Origin of the sequence: Salinivibrio sp. PR932 (assembly GCF_001996125.1) — a bacterium.
GTDB lineage: Bacteria > Pseudomonadota > Gammaproteobacteria > Enterobacterales > Vibrionaceae > Salinivibrio > Salinivibrio proteolyticus.
In genome coordinates this window covers 1-23,909 of the sequence record NZ_MUFM01000027.1, presented here as the reverse complement: position 1 = coordinate 23,909, position 23,909 = coordinate 1, and the positions used below count along the sequence as shown (strand labels likewise).

Below are 23,909 nucleotides of genomic sequence, written 5' to 3'. Positions count from 1 at the left end.
GTGTCACACTCTGCTTCAAATCACGGTGATGCAAAGGGTTTCAGCGGCATTAGGTTACATTTGTCACACAACAAATTAACCTATATGTTACGCTTAAAATTTAGACCACGCGCTGTGAGCACCACTTGTGATGAAGCAGTTGTTGATGTTTCTGTTAAGCGTCTTGCTTGTGCCGATAGCCTTTGCCACGCCACAGAGTCAAGTCGACCCATTTGATCAGATGTTTGAAAAGAATACGCTGGTAATGATGTTGATCGTGCCAGAAAGTGGTGAGATTGTAGCTGCTAACCCTGCCGCCAGTCGGTTTTATGGCTATTCAATTGATAAACTAACGCAGATGAACATTGGTGATATCAATGATTTATCACCAGAAGCTATTGCTGAAGAGCGCAAACTCGCCAAACTGGAAAACCGAAACTATTTTGTTTTTCGCCATCGTACGGCGGACGGCTCCTCCCGAACCGTAGAAGTCTCGTCGGTGCCTATCGACTATCAGGGGGCAAGATTACTCTTCTCAATTATCGCCGATATTAGCGATTTCCGCGCCACGCAAGAGTCCCTCTGGCATTATCAGAACCGACTTGAAAAGATGGTCGCAACACAAACCGAGCAAATCGAAAAGCAAAAAGACCATCAACTCGTCATTACCTCGCTGATCATTTTTTTACTAGGGGCTGGACTTGCTGTCATGTGGTTGGTGCTGAGCAAATCCAGACGGACGGAATACGAGCTTAAGCTCGAACGACGTCGCCTCGATGAAATTATTCGCGGCACCCATGTGGGCACGTGGGAATGGCATATTCCCTCTGGGGAGCTGGTCATCAATGAGCGTTGGGCCGAAATCTTGGGTTACCAGAAAGAGGAGCTGACCCCAGCTTCTTTTGAAACTTGGAAAAAGCTCTGTCATAGCGACGATTTCAGCCGCGCATCGAAAGAGATAGAAGCAGCGTTCAGTGACCATGATCCCTTTTATGAGTGTGAATTCCGCATGCTACATAAGGACGGGTTTTGGGTATGGGTATTGGCGAAGGGCAAGATTATGGAGTGGGACCGAAACCGCCAGCCGCTGCGGATGGCCGGCACCCATCAAGACATCAATGAGACCAAACGTCTATATCTTCAGTTCGAGCATATGGCGCATACCGACACTTTAACCGGTGCCTTGAACCGTGTTGCGTTTAAACAACGCGCCGATGTCGTCATGGCTCAAGCTCGTCAGCAAAGCGCTCACTTTGCGCTTTTGTTTATCGATCTTGATGGCTTTAAGAAAATAAATGATACCTACGGCCATGATGCGGGAGACTGTGTGCTCATTGAAACCACCAAACGAATGGGACATAGTATCCGTAATTCCGACACACTAGCACGGCTCGGTGGGGATGAATTTGCGGTCATTCTCGAGTACACCAGTCAGCCAGACGATGCAGCGCGCGTGGCAACCAAAATTATTGCCAGCCTAGATAAACCCTTTGACGTAGGGGACGGGCAACAGGCACGACTCTCTGCCAGTATTGGCATTGCTTGCTATCCTGAACATGGGGAGTCTGTCGAACAACTGCTCAATTGCTCTGACGCTGCGATGTATTACGCCAAAAAGTCGCTATCTGGTGGCACCTACGCTTTTTGCGAGCCGGAACACCTATCATCGTCACCCCGTGACGATCAAAACTAAGCGAGGTTATGACGATGCAGTTCGAGTCGGTGCGGTAGCTCGGGGCGTTTGACTTGCTAACGCTTCATTGGTCACATCTTGAATAGAAATAAACATATGATTCACCTCACCGCGTGTATTGGCCATGGGGTGCATAGTGACGTTTTGATACATAAAGGGAAGCTGACCGGTAATCGGACGCACGTGACGGCAACGAAACAAGTAAGGGCGCTGCTGCCAGACAATAAAGCTGCGGCAGCGTAACTCAAACACCGGCTGTGATTTGGCGCGAAACCAAGGCTCGTTGATTTCCGGAAACACCTCGAATAAGGTGCGATTTTGCACATCCTTAGCGTGTTTGCCGCTGTGGTGAACCATAAAGCCGTTCCACATCTGAATTTGGAAATCTTTGTCTAACACAATCAGTCCCATATCGATGTGTTGCACCATATCGAGCATCCAATGGAATTGATCAAAATCTTCTGTCATCGCCTTACTCCTCGTCCATCAGATAAGCCAGCTTCGCATCCAACAAAGGTAGCGATTCATCCAGTAATAACAGCAATAGATCGCACTTAATCTCAGTGCCATCGATCTGGTAGCTCACTTCAATGGTCACCGTGCGTTTCCAAGAGCCTTTCATCGCAGCTATCAAATGATCTGCCTCTACATGTTGTCCCATTAATGCCGGATAGCTTTGCGAAAACTCGAGCGCAGCTTGCTCACCGAGCCCTCGCAAAAAGGCACTAATCAAGATATTGCTAATATCGACCAACAGCTCGAGTTCATTATCGAGCGAGCCATCATCGGGATAATCCAGCAAGTCGATCATGTCACTGATACTGGAATCGCTGATCAGCATTAAAGCTTCACCAGCAATCCCTTCGCCACTAAAACCTTGGCAAACGCCGTTCATGGTGTCTGACTGTGCCAAGTGGCGAATGGTCATGGTCAATTCAGTCACCTCAAACACATTAACCTGCGGCAGGGGCATGTGAACAAACACGCCACAATGACGCGCGAGTTTATCTGCCGCCTGCCCCATAGCAATGTTGACCACTTCCATATAAATATCACGCCGGCTCAGCTTCTCCTTCGGTGCATGGGAGCGCTCCGTTTCCGAGGCGGTTGCGGTGGGCAGATAGGCTTTAATCAATGCCTCAACGCGCTCGCGGCTAATGGGCTTTTTAACAAAGTCTTTCGCGCCCCGTTCAAGCACTTGCTGCTGAGCGAGCGGTTGAATATCCCCAGACACCACCACGACGGGGACTGTCATCCCGGCAGATTGCATTGCTTCAAGGGTTTGATAACCATCCAATTCCGGCATGGTTAAATCAAGGAACATAATATCGATCGACTGACTGTTTAAAACATCTAAAGCCACCTTGCCATTCTCGGCAAAGTGCACCTCAGCATCTAAATCTTTGGGTAAGGTTCGCGCGAGCTGCTTACGCGCCAGTGCGGAATCATCAGTGATCAGAATTTGTGTGGTCAAAAGCCTCTCCTTGTCGACTTCTTAACTGAGAGTGTGGCTGGGTCAACACAGTAAGCATAAACCAAGATGAAAAGGGATGAGGGCAAACCTGTCAAAATACTGTCTTTATCGGTCACTGGTTTGAGTTTCAGCTAAGTCACAGAGTGCTTGAAGACGATCCGCGCGACTGATCAAATGAGGGTGTTGTAAGTACAAATGATGCAGGCAGACCAAGCAAAGCTGAACACAATCGTTCACCTTTTCGCTGATCGTTTCTGGGTCTTCAAAAAACTCGCCCGTCAGCAACGCCTGCCAATCCTCTGTGAGTGCACTAATCATAGAAATATCTAACGGCGCATTCACAAGATGACGCGCAGCAGGTTCAATGCGCTCCATGTCATCACTGGCAGCAAAAATATTTCGCAACGCAATAATCGCATCCACCAGCGCCCCTTGCGTGTTGGGACGTTTTGCCGCGGCATATAAGCGGGACATGGCTAAACGAATGCCGCTCGAATCCGTATCATCGACCAACATGCTCCAACGCTCGATGTCCACCAAATCGAGTTCACCTATCGCGATGGGATCGCTGGTTTCGGCCACTGAACCAAAATCTTGCCGACGGTTATCCAGCGAAAAAGGATCAATGCGCCAGACCCACTCGGGCGCGACAAAGGGTTTATATTCTGTGAGGTAGCAAAGCGCCATACACAAAGTGATGTTGAGCTCCGTGGTTTGCTGATCGGTATTCGCATCCATCACTTCATCTGGCCAATCGTCATCTTCGAGGAAGTCACCAAAGTTGATCGCAAACGCATAGCCCGACTCCAACATAAAACCGTTATTGCGTCGTTTGGCCATTAAACCCGGCGCTTGAAGTACGTATTCAGCAATGCTTGGCGTATAACGGCGAATGCTTCCCCATTTAGTATCCAATTCCGCTAAGTTGGTGAGTGCCGCATTACGAAATCCAACAAACATCGGAATATGTGCCACTTCGCCATCGGCAAGACTGCGGGCGATATCCAACATTTCTTGTACAGTGCTGACAAAGCGATCCGCAGAGACGATCCCGCGGATCCGCATCAAGTCATAACTGTTGATTAAAATCGATACCGGCAAGCTCGCCAAACTCACTACACCACGATGCCCGGTTGCATCTTTGTAGTCACCGAACGTTTGCTGAGGATCATTACCTATGGCGTCAAACAAGCGCTCTAGGGACGGATCGGCCAAAATACGCTTTTGCACAATCTTACTGATTGGAAACTGTTCGATAGCAGCCGTTAAGTAACCTGCCCCACGATAGAAAAGATGAGGACGATGGCCCGCTTTGATCAAAAAGAGTGGATAGAGCTCACCGGCAAGCTGACAAAAGGCACTGATAAGCGGATCAACGCTATTAACACGCGTTGCCAACTCTCCACCTTGTTGTGCGCGCCACACATTGAAAATATGACGACCATTTTGCATCACATGGGGCAGACGATAGAAGAAAGATTGCTCGCTCTCCCCCTGCTCCACCGCAGACACACGTAGCTGTCGACACAGCTCGACATATTGGTTGAGTGTGTCGCGCTGTGTGCGGCTTAGCCCCAATTTTTGCATCAAGATCAGTCGGCCTTCCGCCTCTGTGACATTGAGAATGTAGCTCACCACCCGGTGACCCATGGTTTTCACAAAGTGCGGAATAGCCGGATAGGACATCATGCTTATCCGCCTATTTTTAATCGAAAAATCAATCCAGTTTTTATCACCGTTATCGGCAGAAAACGGCAACTCTTCACCGTGACTATCGCTAACATCGTACTCGTCACATCGTCTCGTGAAAGCTAAGTATAGCTATCTCAACAAGTAACGGACGAAGGACAAAAACAGAAACAATTTTGTGACGACTCAATGCGGGGAATGCTTGACCAAGCTGTAGCACGCATCTATTCTAGCGTACAAGTGTACGCTTAAATAAAGATAACGAGTTATGGATACCAAGGCTTCAACCTCTCCCCCTCAGAAACCACGCTTAATCTGGTTAAACATTAGCGTGTTTACCCTCACTTTTTTGATTGCCGCAATTGGTACGCCATTGTGGGCATGGCATCATGGTTTTGATTGGATGCAGATCACCGCGCTGATTGTCGCATTCAGCTTTTGTGGCCTGTCGATCACCGCCGGTTATCACCGGTTGTGGGCCCACAAAACCTATCAAGCCCATCCGGCTTTGCGCTTTATCTTCGCCATTGGTGGGGCATTTGCGCTGCAAAACAGCGCGCTTCATTGGTCGTCAGATCACCGCATTCACCATCGCCATGTCGATGACAACGATGTTGACCCGTACTCGGCCAAGCGCGGCTTTTGGTTCTCACACCTTGGTTGGATGCTGCGCGAATACCATCCCAACCGCTATGGCGATTACAGCAACTGCCGCGATCTGCAAAAAGATAAGATCGTGATGTGGCAACACAAGCACTACCTTGCGCTGACACTGGCCACCAACTTTGGCTTCCCTATCGCGTTTGGTTTGCTCCATGGCGACCTTTGGGGCGCTATCTTACTGGTCGGCTTTACTCGATTGGTGCTAAGCCACCACACCACCTTTTTCATTAACTCGTTGGCGCATGTGTGGGGCAGCCAGCCTTATACCGATAAAAACACCGCGCGGGATAATGGCGTGCTTGCCTTGATGACCTTTGGCGAGGGCTACCACAACTTCCACCATATTTTTGAGAACGACTACCGCAACGGCATTCGCTGGTGGCAGTTTGATCCCACTAAATGGCTGATCAAAACCGCATCTTGGTTGGGTCTGGCGGAAAAACTGCGCGTGACCCCCGAAGAGAAGATTGAAAAGGCGCGTGCGACCATGCAATTGCAGCGCGTCACACAACAGCTTAGTGACAAGCCACACGCTTCGCATCGTCTGCAAATCCTGCAACAAGAGTATGATGCCTTGGTCGCCAAAATGGCGGACTACTATACGCTGAAAAAACAGCTGTTAGCGCTCGAGCGTGACAAGCTGCGCGAAAAAGTTGAAAACGCCGAGCTAACCCAGCAATACCAAGATTTAAAGGTGCGTTTTCAGCAACAAAAACGTAGCTGGCAGGTGCTCACCGCCAAATACGCCAGCTAGCCGCGACGAACAAGCGACACACGACAAACCGGCCACTTGGGCCGGTTTTTTATCGGATAAGAACGCGCCGCTGGCAAGATCTGTGTATGCCAGTTAGTTAGACGGGGTAAGGAAAGAAAGCAGGATCGACTCTAGCTCATCCCAAGGCAAGGCGTCGGTATCGATCACTTCGATGCGCGACTCGGCCTGTTCAATCGACATAGGCGTCACGGTAACCACCTGATTAGCGACGTTAAACGCGTAAAAACCCTCGTCTGTATTGACCACCGCTTTAATCCGTTGAGCGTTGATGTTGCTCAATAGACCGTACAAGGCATCAAACGGAAAACAACAGTGCGCGGCAAACAACCAACCGCAGCTGACATAGCCCTGCCCTTGGTTTTCTTTGCGGGTAAAGGTATCGTCCGGGCCCAGAGCGAGTGTGGTCATCGGCTCAGCATCGTTGTGATGGTGATGATAGTGCGCTTGACGAGCGTGACGCGGTAACGCAAGCCACGCGGTATCGAGCGCCCCTTGTTCAACACCGGTTACCAAGCTTTTCTCGCCATCAAACGCGGTGACATAATCATAAAAGGTGGCGATTTGCGCCTCGCTACACTGGTCAAGCTTATTGGCCACTACCACATCCGCAAGCGCGATTTGATCATGAAAGTTTTGATTTTCACGATAGCGCACATCATCAATACAACGCGGATCCACCAAAGTAATGGTCGCGCCCAGCGACAAGGTGGCATCGAAAGGCGGCTGAGTCAGCTTACCGATAATGTCTTTAGGATGACCGAGCCCGGTCGGCTCAATCAAAATCCGATCCGGCTTCTCGGCAAGCAAGGTATTTAGCCCCACCGTCATGGGTAGGCCGGCCACACAACACATGCATCCGCCCGGCACTTCCTTTACCAACGCACCTTGTTCAGAGAGGATAGCGCCATCGACACCTACCTCGCCAAACTCGTTCACCAAGATAGCCCAACGCTCATGTTCGGGTTTATTCGCTAATAAATGACGAATCGCCGTGGTTTTCCCCACGCCAAGAAACCCAGTGATAATGTTGGCTGCGATCTGACTCATGATTCTATCCGCTCGTTACTTGTATCGGCGTAGTGTAACGGATTGCGCCATACTCGTCGCCTTTTGGTCACGCGCATTGAAAGTGTCCGTTCTCAGCTCAATGAATGACACAAAAAGTGATGAAATATCATGCACTCACTGCAAGTGGTGATCATTACCAATAAAAGCTTGGTAGAATGAAAGGTTCGCTAACACACTTCTTAGGAGGAAGTATGCTGAATCCATCAACGGCAAAGTCGGTGATTGACCATGCCCTGTTTTTAGGCGCGGATTTCGCCGAACTCTTTGTCGAACGCCATCACTCAGGCAACGTAGAGCTGTTGTCTGGTGAGGTGGATAAAGTGAGCTCAGGGATTGATTTTGGTATTGGTATCCGGTTGTTTTTCGGCCACAAAGTGCTTTATGGCTACACCAACAGCCGCGATGAAGAACAATTGAAAAAAGTCACCAGCTTGCTGTGCGCGCGTGATAAGCGCGATCAAATCGCCACCGCTGGTCCACTTAATTTGTCCCATTTAAATGACAAACATCCGGTGTCTGAGCCGTTATCGGCAGATCAACATGTGGCGGATAAGGTGGCGTTCTTACGCCAAGTGGATGCGCGTATTCGTGCCGAAAGCGATAAGATCGCACAAATTATTGGTCGTGTCGGCCAACGCGAGCAACAGGTCGAGATTTTTAACTCTCACGGCCTGCATGTCACAGATACCCGCCACTACACCCGTATTGCCGCCACAGCGGTCGCCACTAACGGTGAGGAGCAGTCAACGGGCTTTGATGCCCCTGGCGCGCTCACAGGCTGGGAATTCCATCAGGATATCGATCCGGTTGAGCTTGGCGAACGTGTCGCACGACAAGCGCTGGTTAAACTCGGAGCCCAAGCTTGCCCATCGGGCGAAATGCCGGTGGTGATTGGCAACGGCTTTGGTGGGGTGATTTTCCATGAAGCCTGTGGCCATTTGTTAGAAACCACCTCGGTTGCTAAGCAAGCTTCCGTCTTCCATGACCAAATGGGCGAAATGATTGCAAGCCCTGTGGTGAGCGCGGTGGACGATGGCACCTTGGCGAATGCGTGGGGCTCAATCAATATCGATGATGAAGGCATGGAAACCCAGCATACCCAGTTGATCAAAGACGGTAAGCTCACCTCCTTTATGGTCGATCACATGGGCAGCCTGAAAACCGGTTATGCGCGCACCGGCTCTGGCCGACGTGAGTCTTATAAATTCGCACCGACCTCGCGGATGCGAAACACCTTTATTGAGCCCGGCAACGACAGCTTAGACGCCATGATTGGCTCCATGGAGCGTGGCATCTACGCCAAGAAGATGGGGGGCGGCTCAGTACAGCCCGGCACCGGCGAATTTAACTTTGCGGTCCAAGAAGCTTACTTGGTCGAAGACGGTAAGATCACCGTGCCACTCAAGTCTGCCACCTTAATCAGTACGGGGCCTAAGGTGCTTAAAGAAATCAGCATGGTCGGCAAAGATCTTGCCCTTGCCGCCGGTATGTGTGGCTCGGTGAGCGGCTCAGTCCCCACCACCGTGGGCCAACCTGCATTGAAAGTCGATAACATCCTAGTAGGAGGCGGTAACGCATGAGTGAGCAAACCATTAAAGCAACCCTAAGCGATGCCGTCGATCAGGTCCTCAGCTTGGTGAAACAGCAAGGTGCGCAAGCAGACGTGATTGCCAACGCCAGCGAAAGCTTGTCACTCAAAGCCGACCAAGGCGATCTCTCCGAGCACAAAGTCACCGCCGGTCAAGTGATTGGTGTGCGAGTGATCAAAGGGGATCAAGTCGCCACCAGCTATTCAGAATCGCTAGATAGCGACAGCCTTGCCAGCATGGTGAACGCCGCACTCACCAACGCAAGCTTTACCAAGGCCGATCCGGATCAGCAAATTCGCGCTGAAGGGCAGCAAATTGATCAGCAGGATCCTAGCTTACTGCAAGCAGATAACACGCCGATTGAAGACAAGATTGCGTTGGCGCTGGCCCTTGAGCAAGAGGTGGTCAGCCAACCCCGCGCAACGGGTGCGCCCTATAATGGTTACAGTGAGCAAACCCAATATCAGTTGCTTGCCAATACCTTAGGCACACGCTGCTATCACAGCGAACGTAGCTTTAGTTGCTACACCGCAGCACTGCTCAATCACGACGGTAAGCAAGCGATGCATCTCGGCGCGTCAGTGTCACGCCGCTTTGCTGATCTTGATCGCGCCCATGCAACTCAACTGGCCTACCAAACCGCTGACGCCTTGCTCGAGGGTGGCCCAGTGAAAACCGGTTCGTATCCGGTGATTTTTGAGCATGATTGTCTCAGCGAATTGCTGGGCGCCTTTGGCAGCTGCTTCTCCGGCGATGCGGCCAAGCGCGGGACTAATCCGTGGCGTGAAAAAGTCGGCAAGCCCGTTGCAGATACGGCGCTCACCATCACCGATGTGGCAAGACTTGATGGCGGGATGCGTATTAAAGCGTTTGATAGCGAAGGCTTTGCCACCGCCGACACGCCTTTGATTGAAAACGGCGTCTTAGTCGGCTTTTTACACAACAGCGCCACAGCACAGCATTTTGGTGTTCCCCATACGGCGAACGCGGGCCGCAGCCCCAAAGGCGGTTTGGATGTCACCTCTCGTCATGATGTGATTGCCGCAGGTAAACACAGTGATGCAGACGTACATGCCGGTGAATACCTTGAGTTGGTGTCACTGCAAGGGGTGCATTCAGGCGCGAATGCCATCAGTGGCGACTTCTCTTTCGGTGCAAGTGGGTTTGTTTGCCGAGATGGCAAACGCGTTCGTCCGGTTCGCGGGATAACGGTGGCGGGTAACTTCTATACCATGCTCAATGAGATAGAGGCGATCGGCAATACCGTGTTACCCAACTATGATGGCGCCTTCTTTGCGCCACGCATCCGCTTCGCCCGCTTATCCATCGCGGGTGAATAACATCGCATCTTCTAAAGGCACTAAAGGCATCGGTTTAGGCTGATGCCTTTTTATTCTCAGTTTGTGCTTCTACGCTTTGTACCGCTGGATTCATCTTTGCCGCCAAGTCGGTAAATGCCTGCAAGGCGACGTCACTGGTAAGAATACGCCCATGCCCTAACCCTTCGGTAGCTAGCACAGTCACATGTGGGTAGTCAGTGGCTTTTTCGGTGACGGTAAAGGAAGCAAAACGATCATTTTTATCGTGGGCAATCACCACCGGATGACGGCGACGCGACAATTTTTCGAGCGGCTCAATAGTCTCGATCGGATAACCATGTTGATCACCCACTTCTCGGACAATTTCATCAAACAGCTTCAGTGAATACCCCGATTTTCGGACTGTGGCATATAAATTCTCGCGATAATTCAGCACAGGTGCGACCAAAAAGAGCGGTAAATCATCCATCTGCGGATGCTGACTCTCGAGTACCGCGGCAGCGCCCATACTATGCGCAATGATCCCAGAGACATTATCAACTTGATCTAATACATCATTGATCGCCTGCACAAAGCCGGGAATATGGCTCTCCTCTCCACCGCTTTGACCATGAGCAGGATGGTCAAATGCCACCGCACGAAAGCCCAGTGACGCGATATGCGCCATGAGTGGAAAGAACTGGCTGGCAGACCCCGACCAGCCATGCGTGAGCAACCAAGTTGGCCCAGCGCCAAGGCTATACATTTGCAACACCCCTTCTTGGCTTTGTACTTGCGCACGCACCAAGCCTTCCGGTTCTGGGTTTGCCATTGGACTGCGGGTTGGAGTGAGAAAGAGCTTTCGTGCCACTTTTTTAGCATGACGAGGCGCCAAGCGATGATGACAACGGCTCACCGCTCCCACGAGCGCACGTCTAGCGCTAAAACGACCCGGCGTTGAAAAATAGACTTTTCTGCTCATTTGCGATCCTTTACGTCAATAACACACCACTCCTAATGTTTGCTACACCAATCATCACGGCGTCTGGGGATTAACACACGTCGCCACCTTACCGGAAGCCTTGTCGTATTAATAGAACGAACACCCGTTTTAAAATAGGTTGACCTAATGCATGCTTTCTATTGGACACTATACCATCAATAGTCGCGCAATCGTTGCGCCATATTCGATTTAGTTTTAACAAGTGCTTTTTTTATCTAATTGCACTGTGACATATGTCTTCATTATGTGCACCAGTCGGCATAAGATGCGAGGCAATATCGATCCATTAGCGACATCCGCGGGATCTCACGCTCAAATTATTATAATTCTCTAGATTGGAACGCCGACTATGACAGTTATCCTTTTAAATCTGATCGCTTTTGCGCTGTTGCTGGCGGTGCTTGTCAAATTGCACAAGCAACAAAAATCCTTATCCACACGTGTGTTTACAGGCCTCGGCTTAGGGGTCGCATTTGGTGCTGCCCTACAAGCGCTATACGGTGCCGACGGTGCAATCACACGCGAAACCATTGGCTACATCAATATCGTCGGGTCCGGCTACGTCAGCCTGCTTAAAATGATCATCATGCCGCTGATCACCGTGTCAATTATCGGCGCGATTTTAAAAGTGAAAGACTCTGGCTCGCTGGGCAAAATCTCTAGCCTGAACATCGGCATCTTGCTTGCCACGACCGCCGCCTCTGCGCTCATTGGTGTATTCGTGAGCAACCTTTTTGGTTTGTCTGCGCAAGATATCGTACAAGGGGCGCGTGAGATGGCACGCGGTGCTGCTCTGGAGCAACGCTTGGGCTCAGTCGAAGACTTATCACTGGCGGATATGGTTATCTCTTTCTTCCCGCAAAACCCGTTTGCAGATCTCGCCGGCAGCCGCCCGACGTCAACCATCGCTGTGGTGATTTTCTCCGCACTCGTTGGTATGGCTGGTGTTACCTTGTCGCGTACTCAGCCTGAACTCGGCGAGCGTTTTGAACGCTTTATGGAAGTGGCACAAGAGCTTGTTCGCGCCTTGGTACGTATGATCATCGGCCTCACGCCTTATGGTATTTTGGCTCTAATGACCAAAGTGGTGGCTGGCTCAAACGTGAGCGAAATTCTTGAGCTGGCGAACTTTGTGGTTGCCTCTTATGTAGGCTTGGGTGCCATTTTGGTGATGCATCTGGTATTGATTGGCCTTGTCGGCATGAGCCCGATTCAATATCTGAAAAAAGTGCTCCCAGTGCTGACGTTTGCCTTTACGTCTCGTTCAAGTGCGGCCACGATTCCCCTTAACATCGACTCGCAAATGAAGAACTTGGGCAATGATCCGGCCAGCGCCAACTTCTCCGCTTCATTCGGCGCCACCATGGGTCAAAATGGTTGTGCCGGCCTGTATCCAGCTATGCTGGCGGTCATGATTGCGCCAACCATTGGCATTAACCCACTCGATCCGGGCTTTATCGCTACCTTGGTTGCGATTGTCACTGTGAGCTCATTCGGCATTGCGGGTGTAGGCGGTGGCGCCACCTTTGCGGCACTGATCGTACTCTCGGCATTGGATATGCCTGTTGCGCTTGCTGGCTTGCTCATTTCTATCGAACCCTTGATTGATATGGGCCGTACCGCTGTGAATGTGAGTGGCTCAATGACGGCCGGTACCCTCACCTCGCGTTTAACCGGTGGCCAAGATAAAAGTGTTTTCGATCACCATGAAGTGGTGAAGCAAGACACGGCTAACGCCTAACGTTACACAACCTTGATTGAGGCAATGCCACGCGTTTGCGTGGCATTTTTTGTTTTTGCGTTACTCGACATATATAGCCACTCTATTCACTGACTCAATCCCTTATAACTTGTAAGAATTTATGTCAGCGATTACACTCTGCCTCATTGTTAATGCAGGGACTTCCCTGCCCGTTGTGAGATAAAACATGAGTATTGAACAAACGCTTCAGGCACGCAGTGGCGGCCAATGTGAACTTTGCACCAGCCAAGACAACCTCTCTGTGTATGAAGTCCCGTACTCGCCAGACACCACAGCCAACAGCTGCGTATTGGTCTGTGGCACTTGTCATGATCAGCTTAACACCCCGGACAACATGGACGTGAACCACTGGCGTTGTCTAAGCGACAGCATGTGGAGCCAAGAGCCTGCGGTTCAAGTGGTTGCCTATCGCCAACTTTCTCGTCTTTCTAGCGAAAGCTGGGCACAAGATAATCTCGACATGATGTACATGGAAGACGATGTCCGTAAGTGGGCGGAAACGGGGCAAGATATCGAAGACGTCAGAGTGCTGGACGCTAACGGCGTAGCACTACAAAAAGGCGACGACGTAACCGTGATTAAAGATTTGCCCGTTAAAGGCTCAAGCCAAGTGATCAAACAAGGCACCGTGATCCGCGGCATCAACTTGACCGACGATCCGACCCATGTACAGGGTAAAGTAAACGGCCAAACCATGTTTGTGATTGCGGAGTTCTGCCGCCGTAAGTAATCGACTTTCGCACCTGCCGAATTCGATAAGTGACATGCAAACCGACGCCATCAAGGCGTCGGTTTTTTTTCGGCTGACAAACCGCTGACAGAGTCATACAAAATACCGCTAGTCGGTATGTGCCTCACGCACTATGATACGCGCCTTTCTCAGTCATCTTGGAGTTACTATGAAAACGCGCGGTTGGTTCTTCTTGTCAGTGTTGCTGTTGGCCGGTTGTGCAACGCCTTACTCAACCGAGAAGAACTTTTGGTCGTTCGGCATGGGCTTTGATGTGATAGCGGTGAGCGAGGACACGTGGCACATCAGTTTTGTGGGTAATGACTTTACCGACCGGGCCATTGCCCATAAATACGCCCTGCGCAAAGCCGCAGAGCTGGCACAAAACGCTGGCTATCCATACTTCACCTTAAGTGACGAGCAGCTACACGTTGACAATAAAGGCAGTCACGCCACATATAGCGAGCGTAAAGATAAGAAGTGGGATTACGGCTACGGCAATACCTCCACCACCAGCGAAACCACCATCATGGTAATTGCAAAAGGTTATCATCAAGCGCCTAAAACCGACGCCATGGTCTATCAAAGCGCCTTTATTTTACGCAGCGTGACGGTCGAATAGCGCGCGAAAGTGTGCATCATGGTAAGGCACTTACGTTATTTGCGCCTGCTTGTACACCATGATGCTTGCGCTAGGTCAGTATCGATGGCATGACGAAGGGTGTATACTGCCGCCTCTTTGCTCATTGCCTCGCTCGATTATGTACAACGACCAATTTTTAATGTTGCTGGCGGTGTTTGAACGCGCCGCCCTTCTCCTTATGGCGCTGTTTTGGCTCACTCGCACCCACCTGATCCAAACCATTGTGCAGAAAACCCAGCGCCACCCGATGGAAACGGCACTGATTGCCGCCTTATTTGTGTTATTTGCATTGTTCAGCACCTACACAGGTGTCAATGTAGATGGATCACTGGTTAACGTGCGAATCATCGCCATCGTCGCTGGGGGCATTTTGTTTGGCCCTTGGGTAGGTGTGACAGCAGGCGTCGTCTCAGGTATTCACCGCTACCTGATTGATATTGACGGACCAACCTCACAAGCCTGTTTGATCGCCAGCATTATTGCTGGGTGCCTGTCTGCGCTGATCCATTATCGCGCCGATAAACAGCACTATGCCCGTTATGGCATTTTAGCGGGCATGATCTGTGAATCGCTGACCATGTTGCTGATTCTTTTACTGGCGAGTGACCAAGCTCTGGCACAGCACATCGTCGCGACCATTAGCTTTCCGATGATTGCGGGTACCGTCTGTATTGGCCTGATCATTCAACTGGTACAGTACATCGATGATGAAAAAGAACACCTCGCCGCCCAGCAAGCCAAACAGGCGCTGGATATCGCCAACCGTACGTTGCCTTACTTTCGACGCGGTGAAACACGAGGCTTAACCAAAGCGTGCAGTATTATTCGTAAAGACACCGGTGCCGATGCCGTTGCCATTACCGATACCGCTGATGTGTTGGCGTATGTTGGCATTGGTGAGGAGCAATATATTGATGCCCACCACCAAATTAGTCGCCTTACTCAGCAAGCGGTAAAAACCGGTGAGCAAATCATCAGCAATGATCTCAACGTGCATGACTTTCGCTCTTTGTTGATCATTCCACTTTGGGAAAATGGCGTCGTCACCGGGACTTTAAAGGTTTTTTATCGTCAACCTCACCGTATTCGTCGCCCGATGCAAGAAATGGCAATTGGTTTATCGCAATTGATTTCAACCCAGATGGAAGTAGCGCGCATACAAAAGCTCAAAGAGATGGCCAGTAGAGCCGAATTTGCCGCGCTACAAAGTAAAATTAACCCACATTTTTTGTTCAACGCTCTCAACGCGATCTCCAGCTTGATCCGACTGCGTCCGGATGACGCCCGTGGCTTGATTGCCAATCTAGCCGACTTTATGCGTTACAATTTAGAGCGCACACAAGATCTCATCCCTATTACGGATGCTATCAAGCAAGTCAAAGATTATGTGGCAATAGAGCAGGCTCGTTTTGGTGACAAACTTTCCGTTCACTTTGATATTGAAACGACCGACATTAATATCGCGCCTTTACTGATACAACCGCTGGTAGAAAACGCCATTCGCCACGGTTTTCAACCTTCTCGCCGTCCTTGTGATGTCACCATTGCAGTGCGGGCGATAGAACGCGGCGCAGAAATTAGCATTACAGATACCGGCGTGGGCATCGACCCTAATATTGTTGAACAGCTTTATCATGGCACCATCGACAGCCATCATATTGGCTTGATGAACGTTCATCAGCGCTTGATCTTACTCTATGGTCAAGGCCTCACCGTCGAGCCACTTCACCCAGGAACGCGGGTATCATTTACAGTCGAAAACAAGGAGGCATAATGCGCGCTGTCATTGTTGAAGACGAATATCTTGCTCAAGAAGAGTTGAGATACCTCATTGAAAAGCACAGTGCTATTACTATCACCGAGAGTTTTGATGATGGGTTAGCAGCGCTTAAATATCTGCAGACCCATAAAGTGGATGTGCTGTTTTTAGATATCAACATCCCCTCCATTGATGGCATGTTGCTGGCGCGCAGTTTACACGCGGATGCGCGCCCGCCCTTTGTGATTTTTACCACCGCGTACAAAGAGCATGCAGCAGATGCATTTGAGCTTGAGGCATTCGATTACTTGCTAAAGCCGCTCAATGAAACGCGCGTGAAAGGCGTGCTCGACAAGCTTGCTATCGCAGCTACTCCTGCTGATACTCTGACAGAGCAACGCCATACCTTGCATTTAATGCGCGATAACCGGATCCGTATTACCGATACCGCCGACATTCTTTACGCCGCGGCCAACGAAAAGACCACCTTGGTCTATACCCCAGATGGCGAGTTCTATGTGCCCTACACCATCAGTGAATTGATGACACAATTGCCAGCCAGCTTTTTCCGTTGCCACCGCTCTTACTGCGTTAACTTAGATAAAATCACCGAGATTGCACCGGGCTTAAATAGCACTTACCACGTTTTTCTTCCCGGTATTCCTCATCCCGTGCTGGTTAGTCGCAGCAATCTGAAGGCGTTTCGCGAACGCATGCAGTTGTAATTCATGCCATCTCGCTGCAGTTCATGCCCGCTAACTGCAGCTCATTTTATCTTTTTCACCTACTCTTGATGTGGGGATTCAGGGTCGTATCTTGGGGGTGTTCCCAATAGATAAAACCCTGGAGCGTTACCATGAACGCACGTTTATCCCCCGGCATGAAAACCCTGCTTGGCACTGTATTAGCCCAATTTGCACTTGGCTCTGTCTATACATGGAGCCTGTTTAATGCTCCCCTTGCAGCCCAACTTAACGAGCCTGTCAGCCAAGTGGCTTTCACCTTTGGTATTATGACACTGGCACTGGCGTTAGCGTCTTCCGTTTCCGGCCATCTGCAAGCACGCTTTGGTGTGCGCCGTGTAACTATCGGTGCAGGCTTATTGCTTGGCGCCAGCCTCGCGCTAACCTCTGTCGTCGGCCAACTATGGCTACTTTATCTTACCGCCGGCCTTCTGATTGGCTTGGCTGACGGTACTGGCTACCTCATGACGCTCTCCAATTGCGTACGCTTTTTTCCAAAAAACAAAGGGCTTGCCTCAGCTTGTGCCATTGGCGCTTATGGGTTAGGTAGCTTAGGTTTTAAATACATCAATCTATACTTTTTAGCCGCAGGCGGCGCCGCACTCAGCTTTCAAATGTGGGCAGTTCTGGCCTGTGTCATGGTCGTGATTGGCGGCGCACTGATGCACGATGCACCACAGCAAAAAGCAGCTACAAACGCGTCTGAGACCGATGTACCTGCCGATTACACGCTCTCTGAGTGTTTTAAAACGCCACAATTTTGGCTGCTTGCCACGGTATTCGTCACGATTTGTATGAGTGGGCTTTATGTCATTGGCGTCGCTAAAGATGTGGGTGAACTTTATGTCCACCTTGATGCTGCCACCGCTGCGGAAGCCGTTGCCATTATCGCACTGGCAAATCTAGGCGGCCGTCTGGTGCTGGGTGTGCTGTCTGACCGCATGGCGCGCAGCAAAGTGGTTGGCTTAGCGCTGTTAGTCTGCGCCGCCGGTGTCGGCATGCTCCGCTTTATGCCACTTGACCAATACAGCTTCTATCTATCAGTTGCTTGTGTCGCATTCAGCTTTGGTGGCGCAATTACGGTCTTCCCAACCTTAGTCAGCGACTATTTTGGTATGAATCACCTCAGCCAGAACTACGGATTTATTTATCTTGGCTTTGGTGTGGGCAGCTTTATGGGCTCTGTCATTGCAGCACTATTTGGTGGCTTTGTCGCCGCGTTCAGTGTCATGCTGGTGATGATCGCACTCTCGCTATGCATTGCCTTTACTATCCAAGCGCCGAAGCGTGATAACCAACCGGTCAATCACAGCTGGCAGCTTGAATCATCAACCCATTAAGCGCTCGCCATCTCGGCACTTTACCTCGCTCTGAACGCTTTCCGTGATTCAGGGCGAGGTATTTAGCTCTCCAATCATCATTCTTATCTCCCCATGACTCTTCCCTTATTCATATAAAACTAAAATGTGACGGTGTCACTAAAAGGTCATCATTTACACTGTAAAGTCCCAGAGTGTGGGCGATATCTCCTTGCTTTATTGATCATTCCTTAACCCTTGCCTATTTTCAATGGACGGCACCTCACCACTCCTCGCGTTTATATTAGGTTTTTGCATGGCACGTACGTTGTTTGTCACCCTACACAGCAAAGCCGCACTGATTTTCCTTCTCGGTATTGTTGGGATCATCTTTAGCAGCTTATTAGTGACTCGCTATTTCTTTTTGTTTGGTATTAACCATTTAGAAGACATAGAGATAACCCGTGCCAACCAGCAGGCAAAAGCCGTTATCCAACGCGTGATGGATAATCAAGTTGAGTACGCCGTCGATTGGGCCTATTGGGATGACACCTATAGGCTACTCACCAACGGGAATACACAATATGCCAGCCGCAATCTCGAGGCCGATACACTGATTTCACTCGGGTTGAGTATGATGGGTTTTGCTGATCTAGACGGTCGCGTGGTAGAGGCACGGGTGCTCAATAACGATGATGAACGTGAGTTTATCCAACGCATTTATCAATCAGCCGCTATCCGTGAGCATATTTCGCAATCGCTGCCTGATGATGCCCTGACGCCACTTTCCGGCCTGTTAGAGATAGATAATCGCCTTTGGGTGATCAGTCTCAACCCCATTCGTGATAGCTCAGGCACAGCGCCAGCAGTGGGTTGGATGGTATGGGGCCAAGCGCTCACTGGGCGTTTCCCATCAGCCTATGAGAACATCCTTACCGGCGACAACAGCCTGCTTGAAGGTGCAATTCTGAAACAAATTGAAACCAGCGAGCATATTGTTCGTACCGACACCAAGCTGACTCGCTACACCCCTTTGTACGACTTAAATAACCAGATTATCGCGACCCTGAAAACCACCGAACAGCGGCGTTACTATCAAAAAGGTAGGCAAGTATTCCGGTACTTGATCATGACGATGCTCGCTATAACATCACTGATTAGCGTACTCGTTTTTATACTCTATCGCCGAAAAATCGCGAAACAGTTTATTTCCTTTGAGCGCGATATCAGTGCCCTCCTCGGCGACGGCCCGTTATCGCACAAACGCAAAGATACATTCACCCATATTACCGAGCAAATTAAGGCGCTAGCGCACGCGTCATCAAAAACAGAACGCCAACTCAAGGAAACGCTGTCGCGCTTCGATGCCTTGTACCACAGCCAGCACTTGGGAATGATTATCTTAATGGATGATCAAATTATCGATGTCAATCAAGCACTATTGGATTTATTGGGGTACGAACGAGAACAAATTACCAGTTTATCCATTCGTGAACTCTGTCGTAACGATGAGAGCACACTCGCACGTCTTACCTCCCTCTATCACCAAAGCTCCCGCGATGTGAGTCACTTTGAGACGGCCCTGCGCTGCTATAAAGGAAATACTCTGCCTTGTGCTATTGAGGCAGTCAGGCTCGATGACGGAGAAAACAGCTCGCTGATGCTTTCCGTGAAAGACATTAGCCAACAAAAACAACAAGCAGAGCTGATTGAAACCTTATCACACTATGACACCCTGTCTGGCTTACTCAATCGCCCATCAACAACAAAAGCGTTGAACGCGGCATTGGCGAACCAAACGGGCGTGTTCGCACTTTATTTTATTGCCACACGGCTGAGAGAGATCTACGAGATTTATGGTCATCATGCCTATGACAGCATGGTGAAACACATTGCCGATACCCTAAAAGGACAGTTTGTTGGTGCCACCATAGGCCGATTGAGCGAAAACGAGTTCATTGTCTTTACCGACAAAAGCAATGAGCGTGACCTTGAGGCTCATGCCTGTCTTGCCCTCAAAGCCAGTGATAACCATATTGCACTGACCGATGCCGAGTTTGATATTGGCTTAAAAGGCGCACTGATCGGCCCACATCTGCAGTTTCAGCACTTTGAAACCTTGGTACACTGCGGTTTTTACGCTATCGAACAAGCACGTACCGGCAGTAAATACCACGTGGAGATCGTTGACGAACATATCGCACAGGCAGCGCAAGAAACCTTGGTGATCAACCGCAATCTTGTCTCTGCGTTAAAAAATAATGAGTTCACCGCCTACTTCCAACCCATTGTCAACGCCACATCCAACCAAGTGATTGGCTTTGAAGCACTGGCACGATGGCATCACCCCTCACTCGGCTTAGTCTCACCAGGCGTTTTTGTTCCTTTGGCAGAAAAACACAAATTAATCATTGAGTTGGATGAGGTTGTTCTCGAAAAAGCTTGCGCATTCTTACAACAACTACAGCAACATTGGCGTAAAAAATCACAACATCGTCTGACGATCCACGTGAACCTTTCCAGTCCCCACTTTGGCGCGAGACGATTAGTGGATAACCTAAAACGCTTGATCAATCGCTATCAACTTGCCCCGGGGCAACTGGTACTCGAAGTAACAGAAAGCATTCTACTGGGTGCCGATAAAGAAACCATCAAACGAATGCATGCGTTAAAAGCATTAGGCGTACAACTGGCGCTCGATGACTTTGGAACCGGCTACTCGTCATTCAGTTCTTTATGCAATTTCCCGTTAGATATCGTCAAACTTGATAAATCTTACATGAGCGAAATTGAAACCAATGATAAAGCCAAAACCTTGGTCCGCAGTATCATTAACATGGCACAAGAGTTGGGAATGACCACAGTGGCAGAAGGCGTCGAAACCGCCTCTCAATTACGCATTGTGAATGTATGGCGCGTCGATGAAATTCAAGGATTTTATTTCTTCAAGCCAATGAGTGCAGAGCAAGCATTAAACACCTTTGGTGAAAATGAGGGTTCATGATTCTTACTGCTTTTGATATCAATTGACGCACAATAAGGCAATATAATGCTGCCTTTTAGATGAACTCATTGTGCGTCATTGAGCTGGCTTTCGATTAGCTCAATAAAAGTCTTATCGGCACTTTCTATTTTTAAAGCCTTGGCTTCGTTGAGTAAGGCCATTGCTTTGCTGATGTCCTTTTCATTGATGGCCGCGGCCATCGCTTGTTTATAAAAGTCCACGGTTTCCTTTTGAGCCACGGGCTGTTTGGGCCGTTGGTGTGTTACAAATTCACTCACGCTTGTATTGTCACTGGATAGGACAGTCGCATACTCCTTGGTTGCCACGGTGAAGGATACTTGACCAGTCGGCGCATAACGGTAGGTTGGATCAGTCACCATCGGCATTGGTTCGCCTAACTCCTGAGCACGCAACTTCGCCGGATGTGGCAACGTAATCTTATGACCGAGAGTCGTCGCATTGGTGTACATGACCATATAGCGCGCTCCCTCAGAATCGAAAGATCCCGACAATTGAGAGGAATCAAGCAAGTTAGCCGTTTGCGGCGTAAACGTATCCGCCCCCAGTGTTTTGATCACCTGATAATGCTCATCTAACAGTAAGACTCGCGGCATAAAGACACGACCATGTTGCATAACACTCTTTACGCTAATCTGAGCACGCGCTGTCCGATCGTTAAAACGAAATGCTTGGGTGTAACTCTTACCCTCTGAAAATGAAAACACCTCCGATTGAGGGTCAAGCGATACCGTCAGTGTCTCATTCTCTTTCAACTGGACGTAAGGTAATTGTTGAAGTGTCTCGCAACAGGCTTGACGACTGGGGGCGACAGGCATCTCTTCCGGCAAGTTAGACGCACACCCTACCAGCCAAACCGCGGAACTGACTGCGAGTGCCATTTTAAAGCGCTGATAATTTCTCATTATATTTGTCATTAACTCTATCCTAAAAAGGCGGCCGTCTCGGCCGCCTCGTTATAACGCTGATAGTACTAACGCATCGGTTAGAACCAAATTTCGGTATGCACACCAATCACGGTTTCGTCATCACTATTATCGATGCCGATTTGGCCACCGCTGGCCTTATCATCAGCTTTGATGTAGATGATATAAGGCTTGATTTGAGGACGGCCGAAGAAGTCTGCATTCACAGTCAAAGGCACAGCCACTTCAAGGTTCCAAATATCGCTTTCCACGGCATCGCCTGAACGTCCCCAATAGCCATCAGCCCCTTCTTCATGACCATATGACAAGGTTGTCTCTAGGCGCATGTTCTCATTGACTTTATAAGAAGGACGTACGGCCGCAATGTAACGTTTTAGGTCATCCGCGCCGAACAACTGATCGAGTGCAGCAAAATAGGTAAGCTCTGATCCCATTTGCCAATTGTCGGAAATATTCATCACCCCGTAAGAGGTTAAGAAGATCGACTCTTGATTTTCATCGCCGCCAGACCAGCCGCCAAAGTTGACGCCACGGTTTTGCGCCACACCTTTACCATAAGCGATGGCCGTTTGAGTCCAGCCGTCCATGCCGTAGTAGCTAGAGTTAAGGGTGATCGCAGCACCAAAGCCATCATCAGAGTTACTGTCTTTGTTCGCCTGCTCCATGTATTTGAAATCAAAGTCTAAGCTACCGATCCCTACATCCACACCATAGTAATAAAGATCATAAGAAGTGAGTGTGGTGCGGTCATCACTGCGCGACGCTTCGCCAGCATCTGGATCAGCGACAACGATAGCAGCACCAGCGGTATGACCATTCAATTTAGTTTGTAAGCCTGCCCCTACCCCAGACGACTGCTTCCAATATTCACCTGACAATAAGCCAGCCGCGCGGTTCAGATAACGCTGACCACCCCAAATAGAGGTATCCTTACCCATAAAGGACATACCACCTAATTCGATGTCTTGTTGAAGACGCGATGTAAAACGTGGCTTAAATGGTGAGATTACCTCTTGTCTAATTGTGCTTTCATCGCGTCACGAAAGACTTGATCAGCGTCAGTAATACCCAATTGTTCCGCATCACGCAGCAAGCCCATTGCTTTGTCGACATCGTTGTCTGCAATGGCGGCCCGAATAGCCTGATGATAAAAGCTAACGCTTTCTTGTTGCGGACTTTCAGTGGCGGAGAGCGCTGGCAGGACGATAGACTGAGCATTGTTACGTGCGCCCAATGCGGTTGCTTCGATGGAAAACGTGCCAGTCAACGCGCGCGGCACTTGAATATCACCTACCTCCGGAAAGTAATTCCCTCTCCCCTCTGCGTCCAATTTCGCTGGGTGGCTAACCGCCACCGTTTCATTAAGTTTATCTTTATCGGTAAAAATAACTAAATAGAGCGAACTGTCGCCAATTTGTGGATGGACTTTAATATTACCTTGCAAACGGTTTCCATCGGCTAGACGGGGCTTTAGATAGACTAACCCATCATCATCAAGCTCAGCACGAATATCGCCAGACTGGTTAATGACTTTAGCACTTGGGACAAAAACACTATCGTTGACTTCTGCCTCAATATTGATAGCTAATCCATTTTTTACCATCGGTAAGTCGAAAATGACGCCAGGGCTATCAATGCTATAGATATCGAGGACTTGTGTTTGCGTGGTGACCGCTATTTTTATCTCTTTGTCCATTGTTATCGGCAGTTGTTTCGCTTTTTCAATCTGCGTCACTGCCTTTCCTGTCGGTGCAACCTTATATTGGTTATCAACGAACGTCGAGCACCCACTAAG

The 23,909-nt window shown here is 49.7% G+C and carries 18 protein-coding genes and 1 pseudogene; 11 read left to right on the top strand and 8 right to left on the bottom strand.

Annotated features, from left to right (window positions below):
- The first annotated feature begins 145 nt into the window (after nucleotides 1–145).
- A complete protein-coding gene (locus tag BZG84_RS12355) occupies nucleotides 146–1,672 on the top strand; it encodes a sensor domain-containing diguanylate cyclase (protein ID WP_158074941.1) in 1,527 nt (508 codons plus the stop codon).
- Nucleotides 1,673–1,678: 6 nt separating this feature from the next.
- On the opposite strand, the gene BZG84_RS12350 is transcribed toward BZG84_RS12355, so the two are convergent.
- The 3 genes from BZG84_RS12350 to BZG84_RS12340 form a co-directional block, all read right to left on the bottom strand.
- On the bottom strand, nucleotides 1,679–2,140 hold the full coding sequence (locus BZG84_RS12350; RefSeq protein ID WP_069586922.1) for a PAS domain-containing protein: 462 nt from the start codon (nucleotides 2,138–2,140) through the stop codon (nucleotides 1,679–1,681).
- Nucleotides 2,141–2,144: 4 nt separating this feature from the next.
- Nucleotides 2,145–3,146, bottom strand: a complete 1,002-nt coding sequence (locus BZG84_RS12345; RefSeq protein WP_077479979.1) for a response regulator — start codon at nucleotides 3,144–3,146, stop codon at nucleotides 2,145–2,147.
- A 105-nt stretch (nucleotides 3,147–3,251) separates the two neighbouring features.
- Nucleotides 3,252–4,835 carry a hypothetical protein gene (locus tag BZG84_RS12340; RefSeq protein WP_077479978.1) on the bottom strand — a complete coding sequence of 528 codons (1,584 nt, stop codon included), beginning with the start codon at nucleotides 4,833–4,835 and terminating at the stop codon, nucleotides 3,252–3,254.
- 268 nt (nucleotides 4,836–5,103) lie between these two features.
- On the opposite strand from BZG84_RS12340, the gene BZG84_RS12335 reads away from it, so the two are divergent.
- The gene (locus tag BZG84_RS12335) at nucleotides 5,104–6,252 is read left to right on the top strand and encodes an acyl-CoA desaturase (RefSeq protein WP_077678268.1); all 1,149 of its coding nucleotides are present in this window, start codon (nucleotides 5,104–5,106) and stop codon (nucleotides 6,250–6,252) included.
- A 93-nt stretch (nucleotides 6,253–6,345) separates the two neighbouring features.
- Here BZG84_RS12335 and BZG84_RS12330 read toward each other — a convergent pair whose 3' ends face one another.
- Complete coding sequence (locus BZG84_RS12330) at nucleotides 6,346–7,320, bottom strand: CobW family GTP-binding protein (RefSeq protein ID WP_077479976.1); 975 nt, start codon at nucleotides 7,318–7,320, stop codon at nucleotides 6,346–6,348.
- A 212-nt stretch (nucleotides 7,321–7,532) separates the two neighbouring features.
- Here BZG84_RS12330 and BZG84_RS12325 point away from each other — a divergent pair, with 212 nt between their 5' ends.
- Both BZG84_RS12325 and BZG84_RS12320 read left to right on the top strand, forming a co-directional pair.
- Nucleotides 7,533–8,921, top strand: coding sequence for a TldD/PmbA family protein (locus BZG84_RS12325; protein ID WP_077479975.1), 1,389 nt, complete (start codon nucleotides 7,533–7,535; stop codon nucleotides 8,919–8,921).
- Nucleotides 8,918–10,270: a TldD/PmbA family protein gene (locus tag BZG84_RS12320; RefSeq protein ID WP_077479974.1), complete on the top strand. Its 1,353-nt coding sequence runs from the start codon at nucleotides 8,918–8,920 to the stop codon at nucleotides 10,268–10,270. Before BZG84_RS12325 ends, BZG84_RS12320 begins: the two co-directional genes overlap by 4 nt.
- 34 nt (nucleotides 10,271–10,304) lie before the next feature.
- On the opposite strand, the gene BZG84_RS12315 is transcribed toward BZG84_RS12320, so the two are convergent.
- Nucleotides 10,305–11,210, bottom strand: coding sequence for an alpha/beta hydrolase (locus BZG84_RS12315; protein ID WP_077479973.1), 906 nt, complete (start codon nucleotides 11,208–11,210; stop codon nucleotides 10,305–10,307).
- A 370-nt stretch (nucleotides 11,211–11,580) separates the two neighbouring features.
- On the opposite strand from BZG84_RS12315, the gene BZG84_RS12310 reads away from it, so the two are divergent.
- The 7 genes from BZG84_RS12310 to BZG84_RS12280 all read left to right on the top strand — a co-directional run bounded on the left by BZG84_RS12310 (nucleotide 11,581) and on the right by BZG84_RS12280 (nucleotide 21,170).
- On the top strand, nucleotides 11,581–12,972 hold the full coding sequence (locus tag BZG84_RS12310) for an L-cystine transporter (RefSeq protein WP_069586930.1): 1,392 nt from the start codon (nucleotides 11,581–11,583) through the stop codon (nucleotides 12,970–12,972).
- A gap of 187 nt (nucleotides 12,973–13,159) precedes the next feature.
- Nucleotides 13,160–13,723, top strand: a complete 564-nt coding sequence (locus BZG84_RS12305) for a PhnA domain-containing protein (protein WP_077479972.1) — start codon at nucleotides 13,160–13,162, stop codon at nucleotides 13,721–13,723.
- 169 nt (nucleotides 13,724–13,892) lie between these two features.
- The gene (locus tag BZG84_RS12300) at nucleotides 13,893–14,345 is read left to right on the top strand and encodes a CC0125/CC1285 family lipoprotein (protein WP_069586932.1); all 453 of its coding nucleotides are present in this window, start codon (nucleotides 13,893–13,895) and stop codon (nucleotides 14,343–14,345) included.
- A 139-nt stretch (nucleotides 14,346–14,484) separates the two neighbouring features.
- Entirely contained in the window at nucleotides 14,485–16,140 is a 1,656-nt protein-coding gene (locus BZG84_RS12295) for a LytS/YhcK type 5TM receptor domain-containing protein (RefSeq protein WP_077678273.1), read from the top strand.
- The gene (locus BZG84_RS12290; protein WP_274533691.1) at nucleotides 16,137–16,850 is read left to right on the top strand and encodes a LytR/AlgR family response regulator transcription factor; all 714 of its coding nucleotides are present in this window, start codon (nucleotides 16,137–16,139) and stop codon (nucleotides 16,848–16,850) included. The genes BZG84_RS12295 and BZG84_RS12290 overlap by 4 nt, the downstream gene beginning before the upstream one ends.
- A 131-nt stretch (nucleotides 16,851–16,981) precedes the next feature.
- Nucleotides 16,982–18,208, top strand: a complete 1,227-nt coding sequence (locus BZG84_RS12285; RefSeq protein ID WP_108743621.1) for an OFA family MFS transporter — start codon at nucleotides 16,982–16,984, stop codon at nucleotides 18,206–18,208.
- Between the two features lie 274 nt (nucleotides 18,209–18,482).
- Nucleotides 18,483–21,170 carry an EAL domain-containing protein gene (locus BZG84_RS12280; protein WP_198536736.1) on the top strand — a complete coding sequence of 896 codons (2,688 nt, stop codon included), beginning with the start codon at nucleotides 18,483–18,485 and terminating at the stop codon, nucleotides 21,168–21,170.
- Between the two features lie 65 nt (nucleotides 21,171–21,235).
- Here BZG84_RS12280 and BZG84_RS12275 read toward each other — a convergent pair whose 3' ends face one another.
- From BZG84_RS12275 to BZG84_RS12265, 3 genes and pseudogenes are all read right to left on the bottom strand, one after another.
- Nucleotides 21,236–22,105 carry a MalM family protein gene (locus BZG84_RS12275; protein ID WP_077678265.1) on the bottom strand — a complete coding sequence of 290 codons (870 nt, stop codon included), beginning with the start codon at nucleotides 22,103–22,105 and terminating at the stop codon, nucleotides 21,236–21,238.
- Nucleotides 22,106–22,173: 68 nt separating this feature from the next.
- Nucleotides 22,174–23,076: pseudogene (locus BZG84_RS12270) on the bottom strand (carbohydrate porin); the annotation flags it as partial.
- A 44-nt stretch (nucleotides 23,077–23,120) separates the two neighbouring features.
- The coding region (locus BZG84_RS12265) for a MalM family protein (RefSeq protein WP_206744475.1) at nucleotides 23,121–23,909 on the bottom strand (789 nt) is incomplete at its 5' end.

Coding starts and splice junctions, on each gene's coding strand:
- BZG84_RS12280 (WP_198536736.1), top strand. CDS start 18,483: ATGGCACGTACGTTGTTTGTCACCCTACACAGCAAAGCCGCACTGATT.
- BZG84_RS12330 (WP_077479976.1), bottom strand. CDS start 7,320: ATGAGTCAGATCGCAGCCAACATTATCACTGGGTTTCTTGGCGTGGGG.
- BZG84_RS12325 (WP_077479975.1), top strand. CDS start 7,533: ATGCTGAATCCATCAACGGCAAAGTCGGTGATTGACCATGCCCTGTTT.
- BZG84_RS12340 (WP_077479978.1), bottom strand. CDS start 4,835: ATGATGTCCTATCCGGCTATTCCGCACTTTGTGAAAACCATGGGTCAC.
- BZG84_RS12300 (WP_069586932.1), top strand. CDS start 13,893: ATGAAAACGCGCGGTTGGTTCTTCTTGTCAGTGTTGCTGTTGGCCGGT.
- BZG84_RS12285 (WP_108743621.1), top strand. CDS start 16,982: ATGAACGCACGTTTATCCCCCGGCATGAAAACCCTGCTTGGCACTGTA.
- BZG84_RS12355 (WP_158074941.1), top strand. CDS start 146: ATGTTTCTGTTAAGCGTCTTGCTTGTGCCGATAGCCTTTGCCACGCCA.
- BZG84_RS12310 (WP_069586930.1), top strand. CDS start 11,581: ATGACAGTTATCCTTTTAAATCTGATCGCTTTTGCGCTGTTGCTGGCG.
- BZG84_RS12350 (WP_069586922.1), bottom strand. CDS start 2,140: ATGACAGAAGATTTTGATCAATTCCATTGGATGCTCGATATGGTGCAA.
- BZG84_RS12295 (WP_077678273.1), top strand. CDS start 14,485: ATGTACAACGACCAATTTTTAATGTTGCTGGCGGTGTTTGAACGCGCC.
- BZG84_RS12315 (WP_077479973.1), bottom strand. CDS start 11,210: ATGAGCAGAAAAGTCTATTTTTCAACGCCGGGTCGTTTTAGCGCTAGA.
- BZG84_RS12320 (WP_077479974.1), top strand. CDS start 8,918: ATGAGTGAGCAAACCATTAAAGCAACCCTAAGCGATGCCGTCGATCAG.
- BZG84_RS12275 (WP_077678265.1), bottom strand. CDS start 22,105: ATGACAAATATAATGAGAAATTATCAGCGCTTTAAAATGGCACTCGCA.
- BZG84_RS12335 (WP_077678268.1), top strand. CDS start 5,104: ATGGATACCAAGGCTTCAACCTCTCCCCCTCAGAAACCACGCTTAATC.
- BZG84_RS12305 (WP_077479972.1), top strand. CDS start 13,160: ATGAGTATTGAACAAACGCTTCAGGCACGCAGTGGCGGCCAATGTGAA.